This is a genomic window from Streptomyces sp. NPDC006487 (assembly GCF_042870555.1).
Classification (GTDB): Bacteria; Actinomycetota; Actinomycetes; order Streptomycetales; family Streptomycetaceae; genus Streptomyces.
In genome coordinates this window covers 38,423-53,048 of sequence record NZ_JBIAHN010000027.1, presented here as the reverse complement: position 1 = coordinate 53,048, position 14,626 = coordinate 38,423, and the positions used below count along the sequence as shown (strand labels likewise).

11 protein-coding genes and 5 tRNA genes are annotated in these 14,626 nt (G+C 70.9%); 7 read left to right on the top strand and 9 right to left on the bottom strand.

Annotated features, from left to right (window positions below; genetic code table 11):
* Nucleotides 1–201: 201 nt before the first annotated feature.
* Nucleotides 202–1,194, top strand: coding sequence for a helix-turn-helix domain-containing protein (locus ACFYM0_RS35560; protein WP_388509138.1), 993 nt, complete (start codon nt 202–204; stop codon nt 1,192–1,194).
* Nucleotides 1,195–1,379: 185 nt separating this feature from the next.
* Here ACFYM0_RS35560 and ACFYM0_RS35555 read toward each other — a convergent pair.
* From ACFYM0_RS35555 to ACFYM0_RS35535, 5 genes are all read right to left on the bottom strand, one after another.
* Nucleotides 1,380–1,452: transfer RNA gene (locus ACFYM0_RS35555), tRNA-Lys, on the bottom strand.
* 165 nt (nt 1,453–1,617) lie between these two features.
* Nucleotides 1,618–3,825: a DEAD/DEAH box helicase gene (locus ACFYM0_RS35550; RefSeq protein ID WP_388509135.1), complete on the bottom strand. Its 2,208-nt coding sequence runs from the start codon at nt 3,823–3,825 to the stop codon at nt 1,618–1,620.
* Between the two features lie 310 nt (nt 3,826–4,135).
* Nucleotides 4,136–4,615, bottom strand: coding sequence for a hypothetical protein (locus ACFYM0_RS35545; RefSeq protein WP_388509132.1), 480 nt, complete (start codon nt 4,613–4,615; stop codon nt 4,136–4,138).
* Nucleotides 4,616–4,819: 204 nt separating this feature from the next.
* Entirely contained in the window at nt 4,820–5,194 is a 375-nt protein-coding gene (crcB, locus tag ACFYM0_RS35540) for a fluoride efflux transporter CrcB (RefSeq protein WP_388509130.1), read from the bottom strand.
* Nucleotides 5,191–5,676 (bottom strand): fluoride efflux transporter FluC, encoded by a 486-nt coding sequence (locus ACFYM0_RS35535; RefSeq protein WP_388509127.1) that lies wholly within the window; start codon nt 5,674–5,676, stop codon nt 5,191–5,193. Before ACFYM0_RS35535 ends, crcB begins: the two co-directional genes overlap by 4 nt.
* A 152-nt stretch (nt 5,677–5,828) precedes the next feature.
* Here ACFYM0_RS35535 and ACFYM0_RS35530 point away from each other — a divergent pair, with 152 nt between their 5' ends.
* From ACFYM0_RS35530 to ACFYM0_RS35515, 4 genes are all read left to right on the top strand, one after another.
* Nucleotides 5,829–6,179 (top strand): metallopeptidase family protein, encoded by a 351-nt coding sequence (locus ACFYM0_RS35530; protein WP_327253633.1) that lies wholly within the window; start codon nt 5,829–5,831, stop codon nt 6,177–6,179.
* A 203-nt stretch (nt 6,180–6,382) separates the two neighbouring features.
* Nucleotides 6,383–6,455, top strand: a tRNA-Glu gene (locus tag ACFYM0_RS35525).
* A gap of 39 nt (nt 6,456–6,494) precedes the next feature.
* Nucleotides 6,495–6,568: transfer RNA gene (locus ACFYM0_RS35520), tRNA-Asp, on the top strand.
* Nucleotides 6,569–6,590: 22 nt separating this feature from the next.
* Nucleotides 6,591–6,667 (top strand) — tRNA-Phe (locus ACFYM0_RS35515).
* A gap of 42 nt (nt 6,668–6,709) precedes the next feature.
* On the opposite strand, the gene ACFYM0_RS35510 is transcribed toward ACFYM0_RS35515, so the two are convergent.
* The 3 genes from ACFYM0_RS35510 to ACFYM0_RS35500 all read right to left on the bottom strand — a co-directional run bounded on the left by ACFYM0_RS35510 (nt 6,710) and on the right by ACFYM0_RS35500 (nt 8,828).
* The gene (locus ACFYM0_RS35510) at nt 6,710–7,567 is read right to left on the bottom strand and encodes a cytochrome c biogenesis CcdA family protein (protein ID WP_388509123.1); all 858 of its coding nucleotides are present in this window, start codon (nt 7,565–7,567) and stop codon (nt 6,710–6,712) included.
* Entirely contained in the window at nt 7,564–8,316 is a 753-nt protein-coding gene (locus ACFYM0_RS35505) for a DsbA family protein (protein ID WP_388509121.1), read from the bottom strand. The genes ACFYM0_RS35510 and ACFYM0_RS35505 overlap by 4 nt, the downstream gene beginning before the upstream one ends.
* A 71-nt stretch (nt 8,317–8,387) precedes the next feature.
* Complete coding sequence (locus ACFYM0_RS35500) at nt 8,388–8,828, bottom strand: hypothetical protein (RefSeq protein WP_388509118.1); 441 nt, start codon at nt 8,826–8,828, stop codon at nt 8,388–8,390.
* Nucleotides 8,829–9,037: 209 nt separating this feature from the next.
* Between ACFYM0_RS35500 and hrpA the strand changes: the two genes are divergently transcribed.
* Nucleotides 9,038–12,988, top strand: coding sequence for an ATP-dependent RNA helicase HrpA (hrpA, locus tag ACFYM0_RS35495; RefSeq protein WP_388509115.1), 3,951 nt, complete (start codon nt 9,038–9,040; stop codon nt 12,986–12,988).
* Nucleotides 12,989–13,057: 69 nt separating this feature from the next.
* Nucleotides 13,058–13,131, top strand: a tRNA-Asp gene (locus ACFYM0_RS35490).
* 757 nt (nt 13,132–13,888) lie between these two features.
* Here ACFYM0_RS35490 and bldC read toward each other — a convergent pair.
* Nucleotides 13,889–14,095 carry a developmental transcriptional regulator BldC gene (gene bldC, locus ACFYM0_RS35485; RefSeq protein ID WP_003949541.1) on the bottom strand — a complete coding sequence of 69 codons (207 nt, stop codon included), beginning with the start codon at nt 14,093–14,095 and terminating at the stop codon, nt 13,889–13,891.
* Nucleotides 14,096–14,626 lie beyond the last annotated feature (531 nt).

Below are 14,626 nucleotides of genomic sequence, written 5' to 3'. Positions count from 1 at the left end.
CGCACCAGGCACGACGTCCCGTACGCGACCTGTACGCGACCTGTACGCGACCTGCACGGGCACCCGTCGGGTCTCATCGGCTGAGACTCTGCGCCCGTTAAGATCCCGCTCGCGCCGAAAGGGCTTGTTCCGGATACGAACGGCTCGATATCGTCTCCGTCTTGCCGAAGGCCCATGCCTTCATAAGCAAAGGGGGAGGAAATGCTCGAGTCACTCGGGCTGGACCACAGCACGGAGTCCGTCTACCGCGCGATGCTCGGGCATCCACTCGACCGCGTGGACGAACTGGCCCTGCGGCTCGGCGTACCGCCGGCCGAGATCAGCGCCACCCAGGAGCGGCTGGCCCGGCTGGGCCTGGTCGCCGAATCGTTCGAGTCTCCGGGCCGGCTGCGCGCCGTCAGCCCCGATCTCGGGCTGGAGGCCCTGCTGGCACGCCAGTCGGCGGAGCTCGCGGCGCACCAGCACCGCATCGAGGTCTCCCGCGCCGCGGCGGCCAAGCTCATCTCCGAGTACGCCGGGCAGACGGACATCCCCGGCGCGGGAGTCGAGCAGCTCATCGGCCTCGACCGGATCCGCGAACGGCTGACCGAGCTCCAGCGCGACATCCGCCACGAGGTGATGAGCTTCGCCCCCGACGGGGCCCAGACCGAGGACGCGCTGCGCTCCTCCCGCCCCCTGGACGGCGGGCTGCTCAAGCGGGGGGTGCGGATGCGCACGCTCTACCTGGACTCCGTACGCAACAGCGCCCCCACCATCGCCCACGCGGACTTCCTGACCGAGCTGGGCGGCCAGGTGCGGACCGTCCCGGCACTGCCGACCCGGATGCTGATCGCCGACCGCTCCCTGGCCCTGCTGCCGATGGACTGCGAGGACACCAGCGCCGGTGCGGTCATCCTGACCGGCAAGGGCGCCCTGACGGCCCTGTGCGCCCTCTTCGAGACCACCTGGGACTCCGCCCAGCCGCTGGGCACGGTCCGCCCCAAGGACGTCAACGGGCTGGACGGCCAGGAAGCGATGGCCCTGCGCCTGCTCGCCCAGGGGCACACCGACGAGGCGATCGCGAAACGCCTCGGCGTCTCCCACCGCACGGCCCGCCGCATCGCGACCCAGCTGATGGAACGCCTGGGAGCGCGCAGCCGGTTCGAGGCCGGCGCCCGTGCGGTCCAGCACGGCTGGCTCCCGCCGCACGCCTGAGCGGCCGTCACGACGGAAAGCGCCCCCGGGCGGGGAGCGGACCGCACTCGCCCGGGTCGCGAGACATCGCCTTCCCCTGTCGGGTTCCTGTCGATCTGCGGCAAACACACGAGCGCCCCACCCGGCCGAAGCCGGGTGGGGCGCTCAGTAGCAGGTCAGAGGGGTCAACCCCCGCCTGCGAGCAGTAGGCCATGTCGGACTCGAACCGACAACCAACGGATTAAAAGTCCGCTGCTCTGCCAATTGAGCTAATGGCCCTCGATGTGCTCACCCCAGAGCATAGCCCGAGTGCGCGGGAGCGCCGATCGCATATCGGCCGTCCGGCCCGGGGAGTCGTCGCGTGCCGTGGGCCCGTACGCGGACAGGGCCCCTACGACGGGTTGTCGTAGGGGCCCTGTCAGGCCATCAGTTCAGCGGCCGGTCTCAGCCGTTGCGCTTCCAGCGGGGCTTGTCGTCGCGGCGGCCGAAGGAGGAGCCACCGGTCGAGCCGGAGCCGGAGGGGCGGTTGTCGTCGCGGCGGCCGTACGGACGGTCGCCACCGGCGGCCGGACGGTCGCCACCGGAGCGGAAGCCGCCACCGGTCGGACGGTCGTCGCGGCGGAAGCCGCCACCGGCGGGACGGTCGCCACCGGAGCGGAAGCCACCGCCGGCCGGACGGTCGCCACCGGAGCGGAAGCCGCCACCGGCCGGACGGTCGCCACCGGAGCGGAAGCCGCCACGGTCGCCACCGCGGTCGTCACGGTTGAAGCCACCGGACGGGCGGTCGTCGCGGCGGAAGCCACCACGGTCGCCGCCACGGTCGTCACGGTTGAAGCCACCCGAGGGGCGGTCGTCGCGACGGAAGCCGCCACCGGTCGGACGGTCGCCACCCGAGCGGAAGCCGCCACGGTCGCCACCGCGGTCACCACGGTCGTCGCGACGGAAGCCACCACGGTCGCCGCCACGGTCACCACGGTCGTCGCGACGGTTGTCACGGCGCTCGTAGTTGCCACGGTCGTCACGGCTCTGGAACGCGGGGCGCTCCTCCGCGACGGGCTCGGCCACGGCGGCCGCGACCTCGGCCTCGGCGGCCTCGACCACCTCGGCGACAGCGGCCTCCGGGTCCTCGCCGCGCTCACGCGCGGAGCGGGCGACCAGACGGTCGGCCTCCTCGCGCAGCTCGACGGCGCGGCGGGAGAGGCGCTCCAGCTGCTTGGTGAGGTCGGCGACCTCGCGCTCGGCCTGCTTCGCGGCGTTGTTCGCGGAGTCGGCCTGGACCTGGGTCAGCGAACGGGCACCGGTGATCTCGGCGACCTCGGGGTCGAAGGCGCCGACGCCCTGGACGATGTGGCGCGAGGCGTCGACGCCCGCGTCCTCCATCAGGCGGAAGATCTGGCGGCGCTGGTGCGGAAGCGCCAGCGACACGACGACACCGGACTTGCCGGCGCGGGCGGTACGGCCCGAGCGGTGCAGGTAGTCCTTGTGGTCGCCGGCCGGGTCCACATTCAGGACCAGGTCGATGCCGTCGACGTGGATGCCGCGGGCGGCGACGTCGGTCGCGACGAGCGCGTTGACGTATCCGTCCTTGAAGTCCGCGAGGACGCGGGTACGGGCACCCTGCGTCATGCCGCCGTGCAGCGCGTCGGCCTTCACGCCGGACTCGATGAGCTGCTCGGCGATGCGGTCGGCGCCCAGCTGGGTGCGGACGAAGATGATGGTGCGGCCCTTGCGGGCGGCGATGGCGGCCGTGACCGGCGCCTTGTCCTTCGGCTTCACGACGAGGACGTGGTGCGTCATGGTCGTGACGTTGCCCTGCGCGCTGTCGACCTCGTGCGTGACGGGGTTGGTCAGGTAGCGCTTGACCAGGGTGCCGATCTCGTTCTCCATGGTGGCGGAGAAGAGCATGCGCTGGCCGCCGCCGGGGATCTGGTCGAGCAGCTCGGTGACCTCGGGCAGGAAGCCCAGGTCGGCCATCTGGTCGGCCTCGTCGAGGACCGCGACCTGGACGTTCGCCAGGGAGCAGGCGCCACGGTTGATGATGTCGCGCAGACGGCCCGGGGTGGCGACGAGGACGTCGACACCGCGCTCCAGAGCGAAGATCTGGTTGCTCATGGAGGTACCGCCGCAGACGACCTTCATCTTGAGGCCGAGGACGTCGCCGTAGGGCTGGAGAGCGTCGGCGACCTGCATCGCGAGCTCACGCGTCGGCGTCAGGATGATCGCGCGGGGCTTCTTCTTCTCGGTGTGCCCGCCGGCCAGCGAGGCCAGGGTCGGCAGACCGAAGGAGAGGGTCTTGCCGGAGCCGGTGCGGCCACGGCCGAGGATGTCCTTGCCGGCCAGGGCGTCCGGGATGGTCGCGGCCTGGATCGGGAAGGGCGCGGTGACGCCGTTCTGCGCGAGCTTGCGCACGATGCCGTCCGGCAGACCGAGGTCGCCGAAGGTCAGGGTGGGCTCGGCGTCGGCGTCGTCGGCCTCGGCGTCGTCGAAGTCTTCGGTGGAGTCCTCGAAGGAGTCGGTGGACTCGTCGGACTCGTGGTTCGTCACGTCGGCCTCGAGGGCCTCGATGATCTCGTCGGTGACTACGGCCTCGAGGGCCTCGGTGACCGCGAGGGTCTCGGCGTCGACGATCTCGTTGGAGTCGTTCTCGGGCATGACGGAACGGTCAGAACTGGAAATGGACATGCGAAATGCGAAACCTTCCGGAGTCTCGGCACGCGCCCAAACTCCGTGAATTCGCAAATCGACCGCCTCAATGCGGTCAGCCACGGCTGGGGAGAGTACGCGCCACGCGGCGCTCTTCGGAGTCGGCGCCGGGCAATGGGATCAAACGATCTATAACCATACGCACCCTCCCCCGGGTCTGGCAAGTCGCTCCCCAGAAGAGGGCTCTGACCTGCACAAACACCATCCGCCCACCAGCGCTTGGCGGGCGGATCGGGCCGGGGCCGAGCCGGGAAAGGGCCTAGGGCTGGGTGCCCGGATCGCCCGACGTTTCCGGCTTCGGAGACTCCGGAACCGGTGTGGGTTCCGTCACGGGCGGCGGCGGGGAGACGGGCGGTGCGGGGCTCGGCGGCTCCGGGGTCGGGGAGGCGGGCTGGCCGCCGCCGGAGGCGCCTCCCCCGCCCGGTCCGGACCCGGAACCGCCCGTCGGGGGCTGCTGGGGGCCCTGCCCGCCCGCTCCGCCACCGGGACCGGCCGACGGCGAGGGGGCCCCGGGCGGACCGGCCGGCGCGCCCGGGCTGGGGGAGGCCCCGGCCGCGCCGGAGGTGGTCCCGGGCCCCGCGGCCTTGCCGTCCTGGTTCCCCGTACCGCCCTTCGAGCCGTGGCCGCCGCCCTGGCTCCCGGCGCTCTTCCCGGACGAGGAGCCGCCGCCGGACTTGCCGCCCTGGACGCCCGTCGACGCGGAGGGCCCGGGCTTCGCGGCGTCCTCCCCGACGCTCATGCAGCCCGCGGTCGCCGCCACCGCGAGCGCGGCGACGGCGAGACGGAGCGACCGGGGGGATCGGAGGGAAGCGGAAAACTGGCGCACGGGGCACCTCCGGAACGCTGGCGAGGGTCCGCGATGAGCGGGTCAGTGTGCCCAACTCCCTGTGCCCCGTAAGGGACACGCCCCAATGCGCCCCGAGGGGAGCCGGGTGGCGGGCCTTCAGGCGAACAGTTGTCCGGCCACCTGTCGGCCGAGCGTGACCCCACCCAGCCCGACCAGCACCGAGGCCGCCACATTGGCCGCCGCAAGGAACGTCCAGCCCCGCTCGGCAAGGCGCAGCGTCTCGTAGGAGAACGTCGAGTAGGTGCTCAGCGCCCCGCACAGCCCCGTGCCGAGCAGCAGGCTCAGCCGCGAGGAGGCGGCCCCGTCCAGCACCGCCCCGGTCAGCGCTCCCAGCACCAGGCAGGCGGCCGCGTTCACCACGAAGGTCCCCCAGGGGAAGACCGAGTCGTGCCGCGCCTGCACCGCCCGGTCGGTCAGGTACCGCAGAGGTGCCCCGACGGCCGCGCCCACCATGACGATCAGCCAGTTCATCCCCGCCCCCGCCCCGGAACGTCGCCGACCGCGCGCCGGGTGATCACTGCCGCCGCCCACACCGCGCCCAGCGCCCCGGCCACCGTGAGCCCGGCGTACGCCAGCGCGGTGCCGGCCTCACCGGCGTCGAGCAGCCGCGCGAAGTCCACGGCGTAGGTGGAGAAGGTGGTGAACCCGCCGAGCACCCCGACGCCGAGGAAGGGCCGTACGAGGGGATGCGCCGACCGGCCGCCCTCGCTGATCAGCACCATGAGGACGCCGATGAGCGCGCAGCCCGCCACGTTGATCCAGAAGGTGCCCCACGGGAAGGCTCCGGGTGCGGCCGGCCACAGCAGCCCGACCGCGTACCGCGCCGCGGCTCCCGCGGCGCCGCCCGCCGCCACGGCCGCGAGCACCCGCCCCTGCGGTTCGCCGCGGTGCGCCGGCACGGGGAGGTCGACGTCCGGGTCGATGGCCTCGGGCTTCTCCGCCGGCCGTGTCATCCGCGCTCCGCTTCGCATGTCGCCACCGGGCCATTCTCGCGCCGCGGGTCCCGGCCCGCCGGAACGGAGCCGGACCGAGCCGGGGGGAAGCCGGGGGAAAGCCGGGGAACCGGTCCGCCGCAATCGGACCCCGGCACGGGAGAATGGGCCCCGTGCTGGAGATGACGCGTGACGCGTTCGAAGAGCTGGTGGCCGAAGCGCTGGACTCGATCCCCGAGGAGCTGACCCGGGTCATGGACAACGTGGCCGTCTTCGTGGAGGACGAGCCCGCTTCCGACGACCCCGAACTGCTCGGCCTCTACGAGGGGACCCCACTCACGGAGCGCGGCGAGTGGTACGCCGGGGTCCTGCCCGACCGGATCTCGATCTACATGGGGCCGACCCTGCGGATGTGCGAGAGCACGGAGGAAGTGGTCCACGAGGTCGCCGTCACGGTGGTCCACGAGATCGCCCACCACTTCGGCATCGAGGACGAGCGGCTCCACGAACTCGGCTGGGGCTGATACCCGGGCCGCCCCCCGGGCCGCCCGCCCGAGGCGCTCCGGGCCCGCATGCGACCCGCCCCACGACCCGCCCCACGACCTGTCTGCGACCCGCCTCCGGCCCCCCTCTGACCCGCCCGCCGAAACCGTTTTGGCGATCGCCGCCGGGATCCCATATGCTTCTCACGTCCCCGACGCGCTGGAAAGTGCCCGGCGGGCCTTTAGCCCTCATCGTCTAGTGGCCCAGGACGCCGCCCTTTCAAGGCGGTAGCACGGGTTCGAATCCCGTTGGGGGTACGCATTACCGTGTGCGAGACTTGTGCTCGCACATTGCAAGGACCTGTGGAGCAGTTGGTTAGCTCGCCACCCTGTCAAGGTGGAGGTCGCGGGTTCAAGTCCCGTCAGGTTCGCTGAAGCCGGAAACGGTTTCGTGGCTGGGTAGCTCAGTTGGTACGAGCGATCGCCTGAAAAGCGATAGGTCGCCGGTTCGACCCCGGCCCCAGCCACCAGAGAATCAAGAAGGCCCCGTCCATCGGACGGGGCCTTCTTCGTCATTCCCCTTCCGTGCCCGCGCCCGTATCCGCTGCCGCCGCCCGGGCCCGTCGGCGCCACTGCGCCAGGCCCACGCCCGCGGCCGCCAGGGCCACCAGCCCGAGCAGCGCCTGGTCCGGGACCGCGTCCGCCACGGCCTGCACCCGCTGCTCCACCGCGAAGGAATCGTCCACGTCCAGCAGCCCCGGCAGGGCGCTCGCCCCGTCGTAGGCCAGGAACAGCCCGCCGAGCAGGATGAAGAACAGGCCGGAGGCGAGCGAGGTCGTGTGCAGTTCGAAGCGGCCGACCGAGAAGGCGCGGCCGCGCAGCCAGCGCCGGCGGCCCAGGTCGAAGCGCTCCCAGAGCAGTGCCAGCACGAACAGCGGTACGGCCATGCCCCCGGCGTACACCGCCAGCAGCAGGCCTCCGTAGACCGGGCTGCCGCTGACCGCCGCCACCGTCAGGACGCTGCCGAGGATGGGCCCGGCGCAGAAGCCTGCCAGCCCGTAGACCGCGCCCAGCGCGTACACCGACAGGGCGGTGGTCGGCCGGATCCTGCCCGACAGCTCCGAGATCCGCTTCGGGGCGAAGCCCAGGCCCAGGATCTGGGCGAGGCCGAGCCCGATGATCAGCCAGCCGCCGAACAGCACGAGGGCCTCGCGGTTGCCGTGGAAGAACCGCCCGGCGTACGAACCGGCGGCCCCCAGCGGTACGAGGGTGCTCGCGAGGCCCGCGTAGAAGATCCCGGTGCGCGCCAGCAGTCTGGACGTGGAGTCGATGGAGTACGCGAAGAAGGCGGGCAGGAGCAGCGCGCTGCACGGGCTGAGCAGCGCGAGGAGGCCGCCGAGCAGGGCGGCCAGGTATCCGACGTCGGTCACTTCGCGGCCGCCTGCGCCTTCGCCTCGGCGATGGCGGCGTCGAAGGCCGCCGGGGGCTGGGCGCCCGCGATGGGCTGGCCGTTGATCAGGAAGGACGGGGTGGAGGTCACGCCGATGCGGTACCCCTCCTCCTGGTCCTTCGCCAGAGCGGCGGCGGCCCGCTCGCCCGCCATGTCCGTCGTGAAGCGCTCCAGGTCCGGGACCCCGGCCTCCCGCGCCAGCTCGGTCAGCCGCTCCGCGCCGAAGCCCTTCTCCTTCGCGCCCTCGGCGTACGCGGCCGCGTGGAACTGCGCGAAGCGGTCCTGCTGCCCCGCCGCCCAGGCGGCCTTGGCGGCGGCCTCGGAGTCGGCGCCGAAGATCGGGAAGTTGCGCCACTCGATGCGCAGGGTGCCGTCCTGCACGTACTTCTTCATCAGCGCGGGCTCGGTGTCACGGGCGAACTTCCCGCAGTAGCCGCACTTGAAGTCCGAGTACTCGATCAGGACGACGGGAGCGTCGGCGCGGCCGGCGGCGAGCTTGTCCCCGGGCTCGCGGCGGGCCAGGGCCTTGAGCTGGGCGGCGGGGTCCTTGGCGGTTCCGGCCTCGGGAGCGGAAGCCGCGGACGACCGGGCGGCGGCGCCGTCCTCCGGCTTGGTGGCCTGCCAGGAGACGAGGCCGAGGGTGACGGCGGCGAGGGCGACCCCGGCGGAGATCAGCAGGGGCTTGCGGGAGGACGAGGAAGAAGGGGAGGAGGAAGGTGAAGGGGACATGCGGGTGCTCCAGAGCTGTGCGGAAGGGTGCGGGACGAGGCGGGACCGGGCGGCTGGTGCGGCCGGTCCTCCTAGACCCGCATCACGGACAGCTCCAGCGGGGACGGCGCCGACTGGCCGGGCCCGCGTACGAGGACCCGTACGGGTATCGCCCGCGGCGGGACCACCACCTCGGGCCCGGGCCGCGCGGGCGGGGCCGGGGCCTGGGCCTGGTCGGACCGGGCCCGCGCAGGCAAGGCGGGCACGCCGTCCCGGTCGCCGGATCCCGGGGCGCAGGCGGGCCCGCCCGGACCGGCGGAGGCGGCGAAGACCGCGACGGGAACGGAGGAGCCCGGCTCCGCGGGGGCCGAGGCCCGCACGGCCACCTGCCCGGAGGCTGCGGGAGCCTCGCCGACGGGGACGGCCGGGGCCACGGAGACGCCCGGGACGGCCGGAGCCACCAAGGTCGCCGGGGCCGCCGCCGCCTGGAAGGTCCCGGCCAGCAGGGCCCAGCCCAGCAGCACCACGAACACGCACCGGAGGCGGCGGTTGCGGCACATCGTGGGCGGCCTCTCACTGGGACATCGACGGGACGGCGACGGGGCGGCGCCGGGACGGCGACGGGGGACGCGTCAGGGGACACATCGGGGTAACGCTCGGGGGACTCGTCCCGAAATGGTACGGGTCAGCCCCACAAATGCGTTCGCCACCCGGCACCTACGGGTGAGATCCTCGACCAGGTATGTCTACTTCCTTCGCCGCCCTGCAGACGCTTCTCGGTGAGATCTCCCTCCGTGACGCGCACCGCCTCGGCCGCCGCCTCGAAGGCGCCCGCCGCATCCGCAAGCCCGAGGCCAAGCAGGCCGTGCTCGACGAGATCGCCGCGGAGGCCGAAACGGCCGCCGCGCGACTGGCCGGGCGCGCCTCGCGGAAGCCCGAGATCACGTATCCCGAGAACCTTCCCGTCAGCCAGAAGAAGGACGAGATCGCCGAGGCGATACGCGACCACCAGGTCGTGATCGTCGCGGGCGAGACCGGCTCCGGCAAGACCACGCAGATCCCCAAGATCTGCATGGAGCTGGGGCGCGGTGTCCGGGGCATGATCGGGCACACCCAGCCCCGCCGGATCGCCGCCCGCACGGTCGCGGAACGCATCGCGGAGGAGCTGAAGTCCGAGATCGGCCAGACCGTCGGCTGGAAGGTCCGGTTCACCGACCAGGTGGACCAGGACGCGACCTTCGTGAAGCTGATGACGGACGGCATCCTGCTCGCCGAGATCCAGACGGACCGCGAGCTGCGCGCGTACGACACGATCATCATCGACGAGGCCCACGAGCGGTCGCTGAACATCGACTTCCTGCTCGGCTACCTCGCCACGCTGCTGCCCAAGCGCCCCGACCTCAAGGTGATCATCACCTCGGCGACCATCGACCCCGAGCGCTTCTCCCGGCACTTCGGCGAGGCCCCGATCGTCGAGGTCAGCGGCCGGACGTATCCCGTGGAAGTCCGCTACCGCCCCCTCCTCGAAGACGATTCCGAGGACAGCGACCGCGACCAGATCACCGCGATCTGCGAGGCCGTGGACGAGCTCCAGGCGGAGGGGCCGGGCGACATCCTGGTCTTCCTCTCCGGCGAGCGCGAGATCCGCGACACGGCGGACGCGCTGGAGAAGCGCAAGCTCCGCCTGACCGAGGTCCTCCCCCTCTACGCGCGCCTCTCGCACGCAGAGCAGCACCGCGTCTTCCAGCAGCACACGGGTCGGCGGATCGTCCTGGCGACCAACGTCGCCGAGACCTCCCTGACCGTCCCCGGCATCAAGTACGTGATCGACCCGGGCAGCGCCCGCATCTCCCGCTACAGCCACCGCACCAAGGTGCAGCGGCTGCCCATCGAGCGGATCTCGCAGGCCAGCGCCAACCAGCGCAAGGGCCGCTGCGGCCGTACCTCGGATGGCATCTGCATCCGGCTGTACTCGGAGGACGATTTCCTGACCCGTCCGGAGTTCACGGACGCCGAGATCCTGCGCACCAACCTCGCCTCCGTCATCCTCCAGATGACCGCGGCCGGCCTCGGTGAGATCGAGAAGTTCCCCTTCATCGACCCGCCGGACCACCGCAACATCCGCGACGGCGTGCAGCTCCTCCAGGAGCTCGGCGCGCTCGAGCAGGACGAGAAGTCCGCCCAGGAGGGCAAGAGGGGGCAGCGGCTCACCCCGATGGGCCGCCAGCTCTCCCAGCTGCCCGTGGACCCGCGCCTCGCCCGCATGGTGGTGGAGGCGGACAAGAACAACTGCGTCCGCGAGGTCATGGTCATCGCGGCGGCCCTGTCCATCCAGGACCCGCGCGAGCGGCCCTCGGACAAGCAGACGCAGGCCGACCAGAACCACGCCCGGTTCAAGGACGAGACGAGCGACTTCCTCTCCTTCCTGAACATGTGGCGCTACGTCCGCGAGCAGCAGAAGGAGCGCGGCTCCTCCTCGTTCCGCCGGATGTGCAAGCAGGAGTACCTGAACTTCCTGCGGATCCGCGAATGGCAGGACATCTATTCGCAGCTGCGTACGGTCGCCAAGACCATGGGCATCCACGTCAACGAGGCCGATGCCCCGGAGACGAGCGTGCACATCTCGCTGCTCGCCGGTCTGCTGTCGCACATCGGGCTGAAGGACACCGACAAGAACGAGTACCTGGGCGCCCGGTCCGCCAAGTTCGCGATCTTCCCCGGTTCCTCGCTGTTCAAGAAGCAGCCGAAGTTCCTGATGTCGGCCGAGCTGGTGGAGACCTCCCGGCTGTGGGCCCGGGTGAACGCCAAGGTCGAGCCGGAGTGGGTGGAGCCGCTCGCGCAGCACCTGATCAAGCGCACGTACAGCGAGCCGCACTGGGAGAAGGACCAGGCGGCGGTGATGGCCTTCGAGAAGGTCACGCTGTACGGCGTGCCGATCGTCGCGCAACGGAAGATCAACTACGGCCGGATCGACGCCGAGGTCTCGCGCGACCTGTTCATTCGCAACGCCCTGGTCGAGGGTGACTGGCGGACCCACCACAAGTTCTACGCCGACAACCGCAAGCTCCTCACCGAGGTGGAGGAGCTGGAGAACCGGGCCCGGCGCCGCGACATCGTGGTCGACGACGAGACGCTCTTCGACTTCTACGACCAGCGGATCCCCGAGCACGTGGTCTCCGGGGCTCACTTCGATTCCTGGTGGAAGCACAAGAAGCGCGACGAGCCCGAACTGCTCGACTTCGAGCGCGAGATGCTCCTGACGGAGAAGGCGGCCGGAGTCACCAAGGCCGACTATCCGGACTCCTGGATGCAGGGCCGGCTGAAGTTCCGCGTGACCTACCAGTTCGAGCCGGGCGCGGACGCGGACGGCGTGACCGTCCACATCCCGCTCCAGGTGCTGAACCAGGTCACGGACGAGGGCTTCGACTGGCAGATCCCGGGTCTGCGCGAGGAGGTGGTCACGGAGCTGATCCGGTCCCTCCCGAAGCCGATCCGCCGGCACTACGTGCCCGCGCCGAACTTCGCGACCCGCTTCCTGGCCACCTCGCACCCGCTGCGGGAGCCCCTGCACGTGACGCTGGCCCGGGAGCTCCGGCGGATGGTCGGGGTCCCGGTCAGCGCCGAGGACTTCGACCTGACCCGGATCCCCGACCATCTGAAGATCACCTTCCGGATCGTCGACGAGCGCCGCAAGAACCTCGCCGAGGCCAAGGACCTGGAGGCCCTGCGGCTCCAGCTCAAGCCCAAGGCCCGCCAGGCCCTCTCGCAGGCCGCCGCGGCCACCGCCGAGCGGGAGGGCGGGGAGTCGGTGGAGAAGACCGGGCTGACGGACTGGACGATCGGCACGCTGACCAAGGTCTTCGAGACCCGCCGGGCCGGCCAGCCGGTGAAGGCGTACCCGGCGCTCGTGGACGCCGGTACGAGCGTCTCCGTACGCCTCTTCGACACCGAGGCCGAGCAGCAGCAGGCGATGCGGCTCGGCACCCGGCGCCTGATCCTGCTCAACATCACGGTGAACCCGGCGAAGTTCGCCTCGGACCACCTGAGCAACCAGCAGAAGCTGGCCCTGTCGCGCAATCCGCACGGCTCCATCCAGGCGCTCTTCGACGACTGCGCGACCGCGGCGGCCGACCACCTGATCGCGCGGCACGGCGGCCCGGCGTGGGACGAGGCGGGCTTCCGCAAGCTCTACGAGGCGGTGCGGACCGACCTGGTGGACACGACCGTACGGACGATCACGCAGGTGCAGCAGGTGCTGGCCGCCTGGCAGGCCTGTGAGCGCCGCCTGAAGACCACGGCCAGCCTCGCCCTGGTGGCCAACGTCCAGGACGTCAAGACGCAGCTCGCGGCGCTCATGCCGGCCGGCTTCGTCACGCTGACCGGACTGCGCCGGCTGCCGGACCTGATGCGCTACCTGGTGGCCATCGACCGGCGGCTCCAGCAGATGCCCACGGGCGTCCAGCGCGACACCACGCGCATGGAGAAGGTCCACGAGATGCGGGACGAGTACCTGTGGCTGCTGGAGCAGCTGCCGAAGGGCAGGCCCGTCCCGGCCGAGGTCACCGAGATCCGCTGGATGATCGAGGAACTGCGGGTCAGCTACTTCGCGCACGCGCTCGGAACGGCCTATCCGATCTCCGACAAACGCATCGTGAAGGCGGTGGACGCGGCGGCCCCGGGGCCCGCTCGGTGATCGAGTTCGACTGCACCCCCTGAGCTGCGGTACAGTCTGATTCGCAGCCGCCCAGCGGCCGCAAATCAAGGACCTGTGGAGCAGTTGGTTAGCTCGCCACCCTGTCAAGGTGGAGGTCGCGGGTTCAAGTCCCGTCAGGTTCGCAAGATCGTCAGGGCCCGCATCCTCAGGGATGCGGGCCCTGACGCGTTTCCGGGGCGCGACGGCACCGAAGTGCGGGGCGATGTACGGCCTGAGGTGCCGCCCGAGGCGCCGCCCGAGGCGCCGCCCGAGGTGTCGCCCGAGGTGTCGCCCGAGGTGTCGCCGGGTGCACCGGCCGCGGCACGGTCCCGTTGGGCCGGACGGCCCACCGGCTCGCCTCACGGCACTGATTGGGCTCAGCCATCCCAGAACCCTCACCAGGCCCTCCACGGCGCGCTGAGAGGCCCCTGGGGCCGCGCGCGGGGTCGGCGGAGAAACCCGGGCCGCCCCGCCCCGCCACCTCCGGCCGCGGCTCACACCCCCTGCGGCCCCGTCAGCCCATCGCGGCCGCCAAATCACCCGTCCGGATGATGCGCTCTGCGCGGCACGTCCCTTTACGGGGTGCATTGCCTGATCCACAAGAGTGATCATCTGTGACGGGAGTCACCCCATGTGTTTTTGAGACGCACGCTTTTATGGGACCCATACGCCCGCTCGATTTTATATGTGCCATTGCACCCACCCCGGCCGGCTCCGCACACCAGCGCGATAACCCCCTGACCAGGGCATAAAAAAAGATCGCGCTGGACCCGGCGGAGTCCAGCGCGATCGAACGACTGGTGAACCTGTTGGGGCAGGTCCGGTCGTTTCAAAGCTCTGTGGGTCTCATCGGATTGGGGGACCCGATATCGACCCGGCAATAAGTGGTGCTGCGGAACCTCAGGCCTCGCTGCGCTGCTGCGGAATTCCCGCAAGCAGTGCGCGGACCTCAGCCTCGCGGTAGCGGCGGTGTCCACCCAGGGTGCGGATGGACGTGAGCTTGCCAGCCTTGGCCCAACGGGTGACCGTCTTCGGGTCCACGCGGAACATCGTGGCAACCTCAGCCGGGGTCAGCAGCGGCTCGGCATCAGGGGTGCGAGCGGTCATGAGCGGCCTCCTCGGGAGAACCGAACCATCTCGGTTCTTTCCTCTAAATTCTGCACCTTGGCCCACGTTGCCCGAAATGGACATACGCGGGCCGAGTCGGTTATAGGACGAACGGCTTGTCCTCGGCACTACAACTACACCATCCGTCCAGCCTCGACGGCCAAACCGATGGAATTGCCCTCCGAGGTGTTCATCAGCGGCGGAAGCCGATGGACCGTCCCATAACGGACAGTCACCCCACTGTGACGATCAGTCACAGAGCGATCAGGAGTCGTCAGACCCCCCGTAGAGTGCAATACCGAGCATTCCGCCCTTAGTTGGACGGAAGGAACCCTCCCCGGACTCCTTGTCCTATTTTGGCACGAGGGTAGGGGAAGGGCGCAAGGGTGTAGAAAGTGCGGTCCGTCACGCTTGGGCCAATGGCCCGTATCGGGACGTAGGTCCCGGAACAAAGACCCAAAAGAGGGCATCACGGCCTTGAGCTGGCCGTTCCCTTCCGAGCTCGGCCGATCGGCGGATGGACAACCGCGT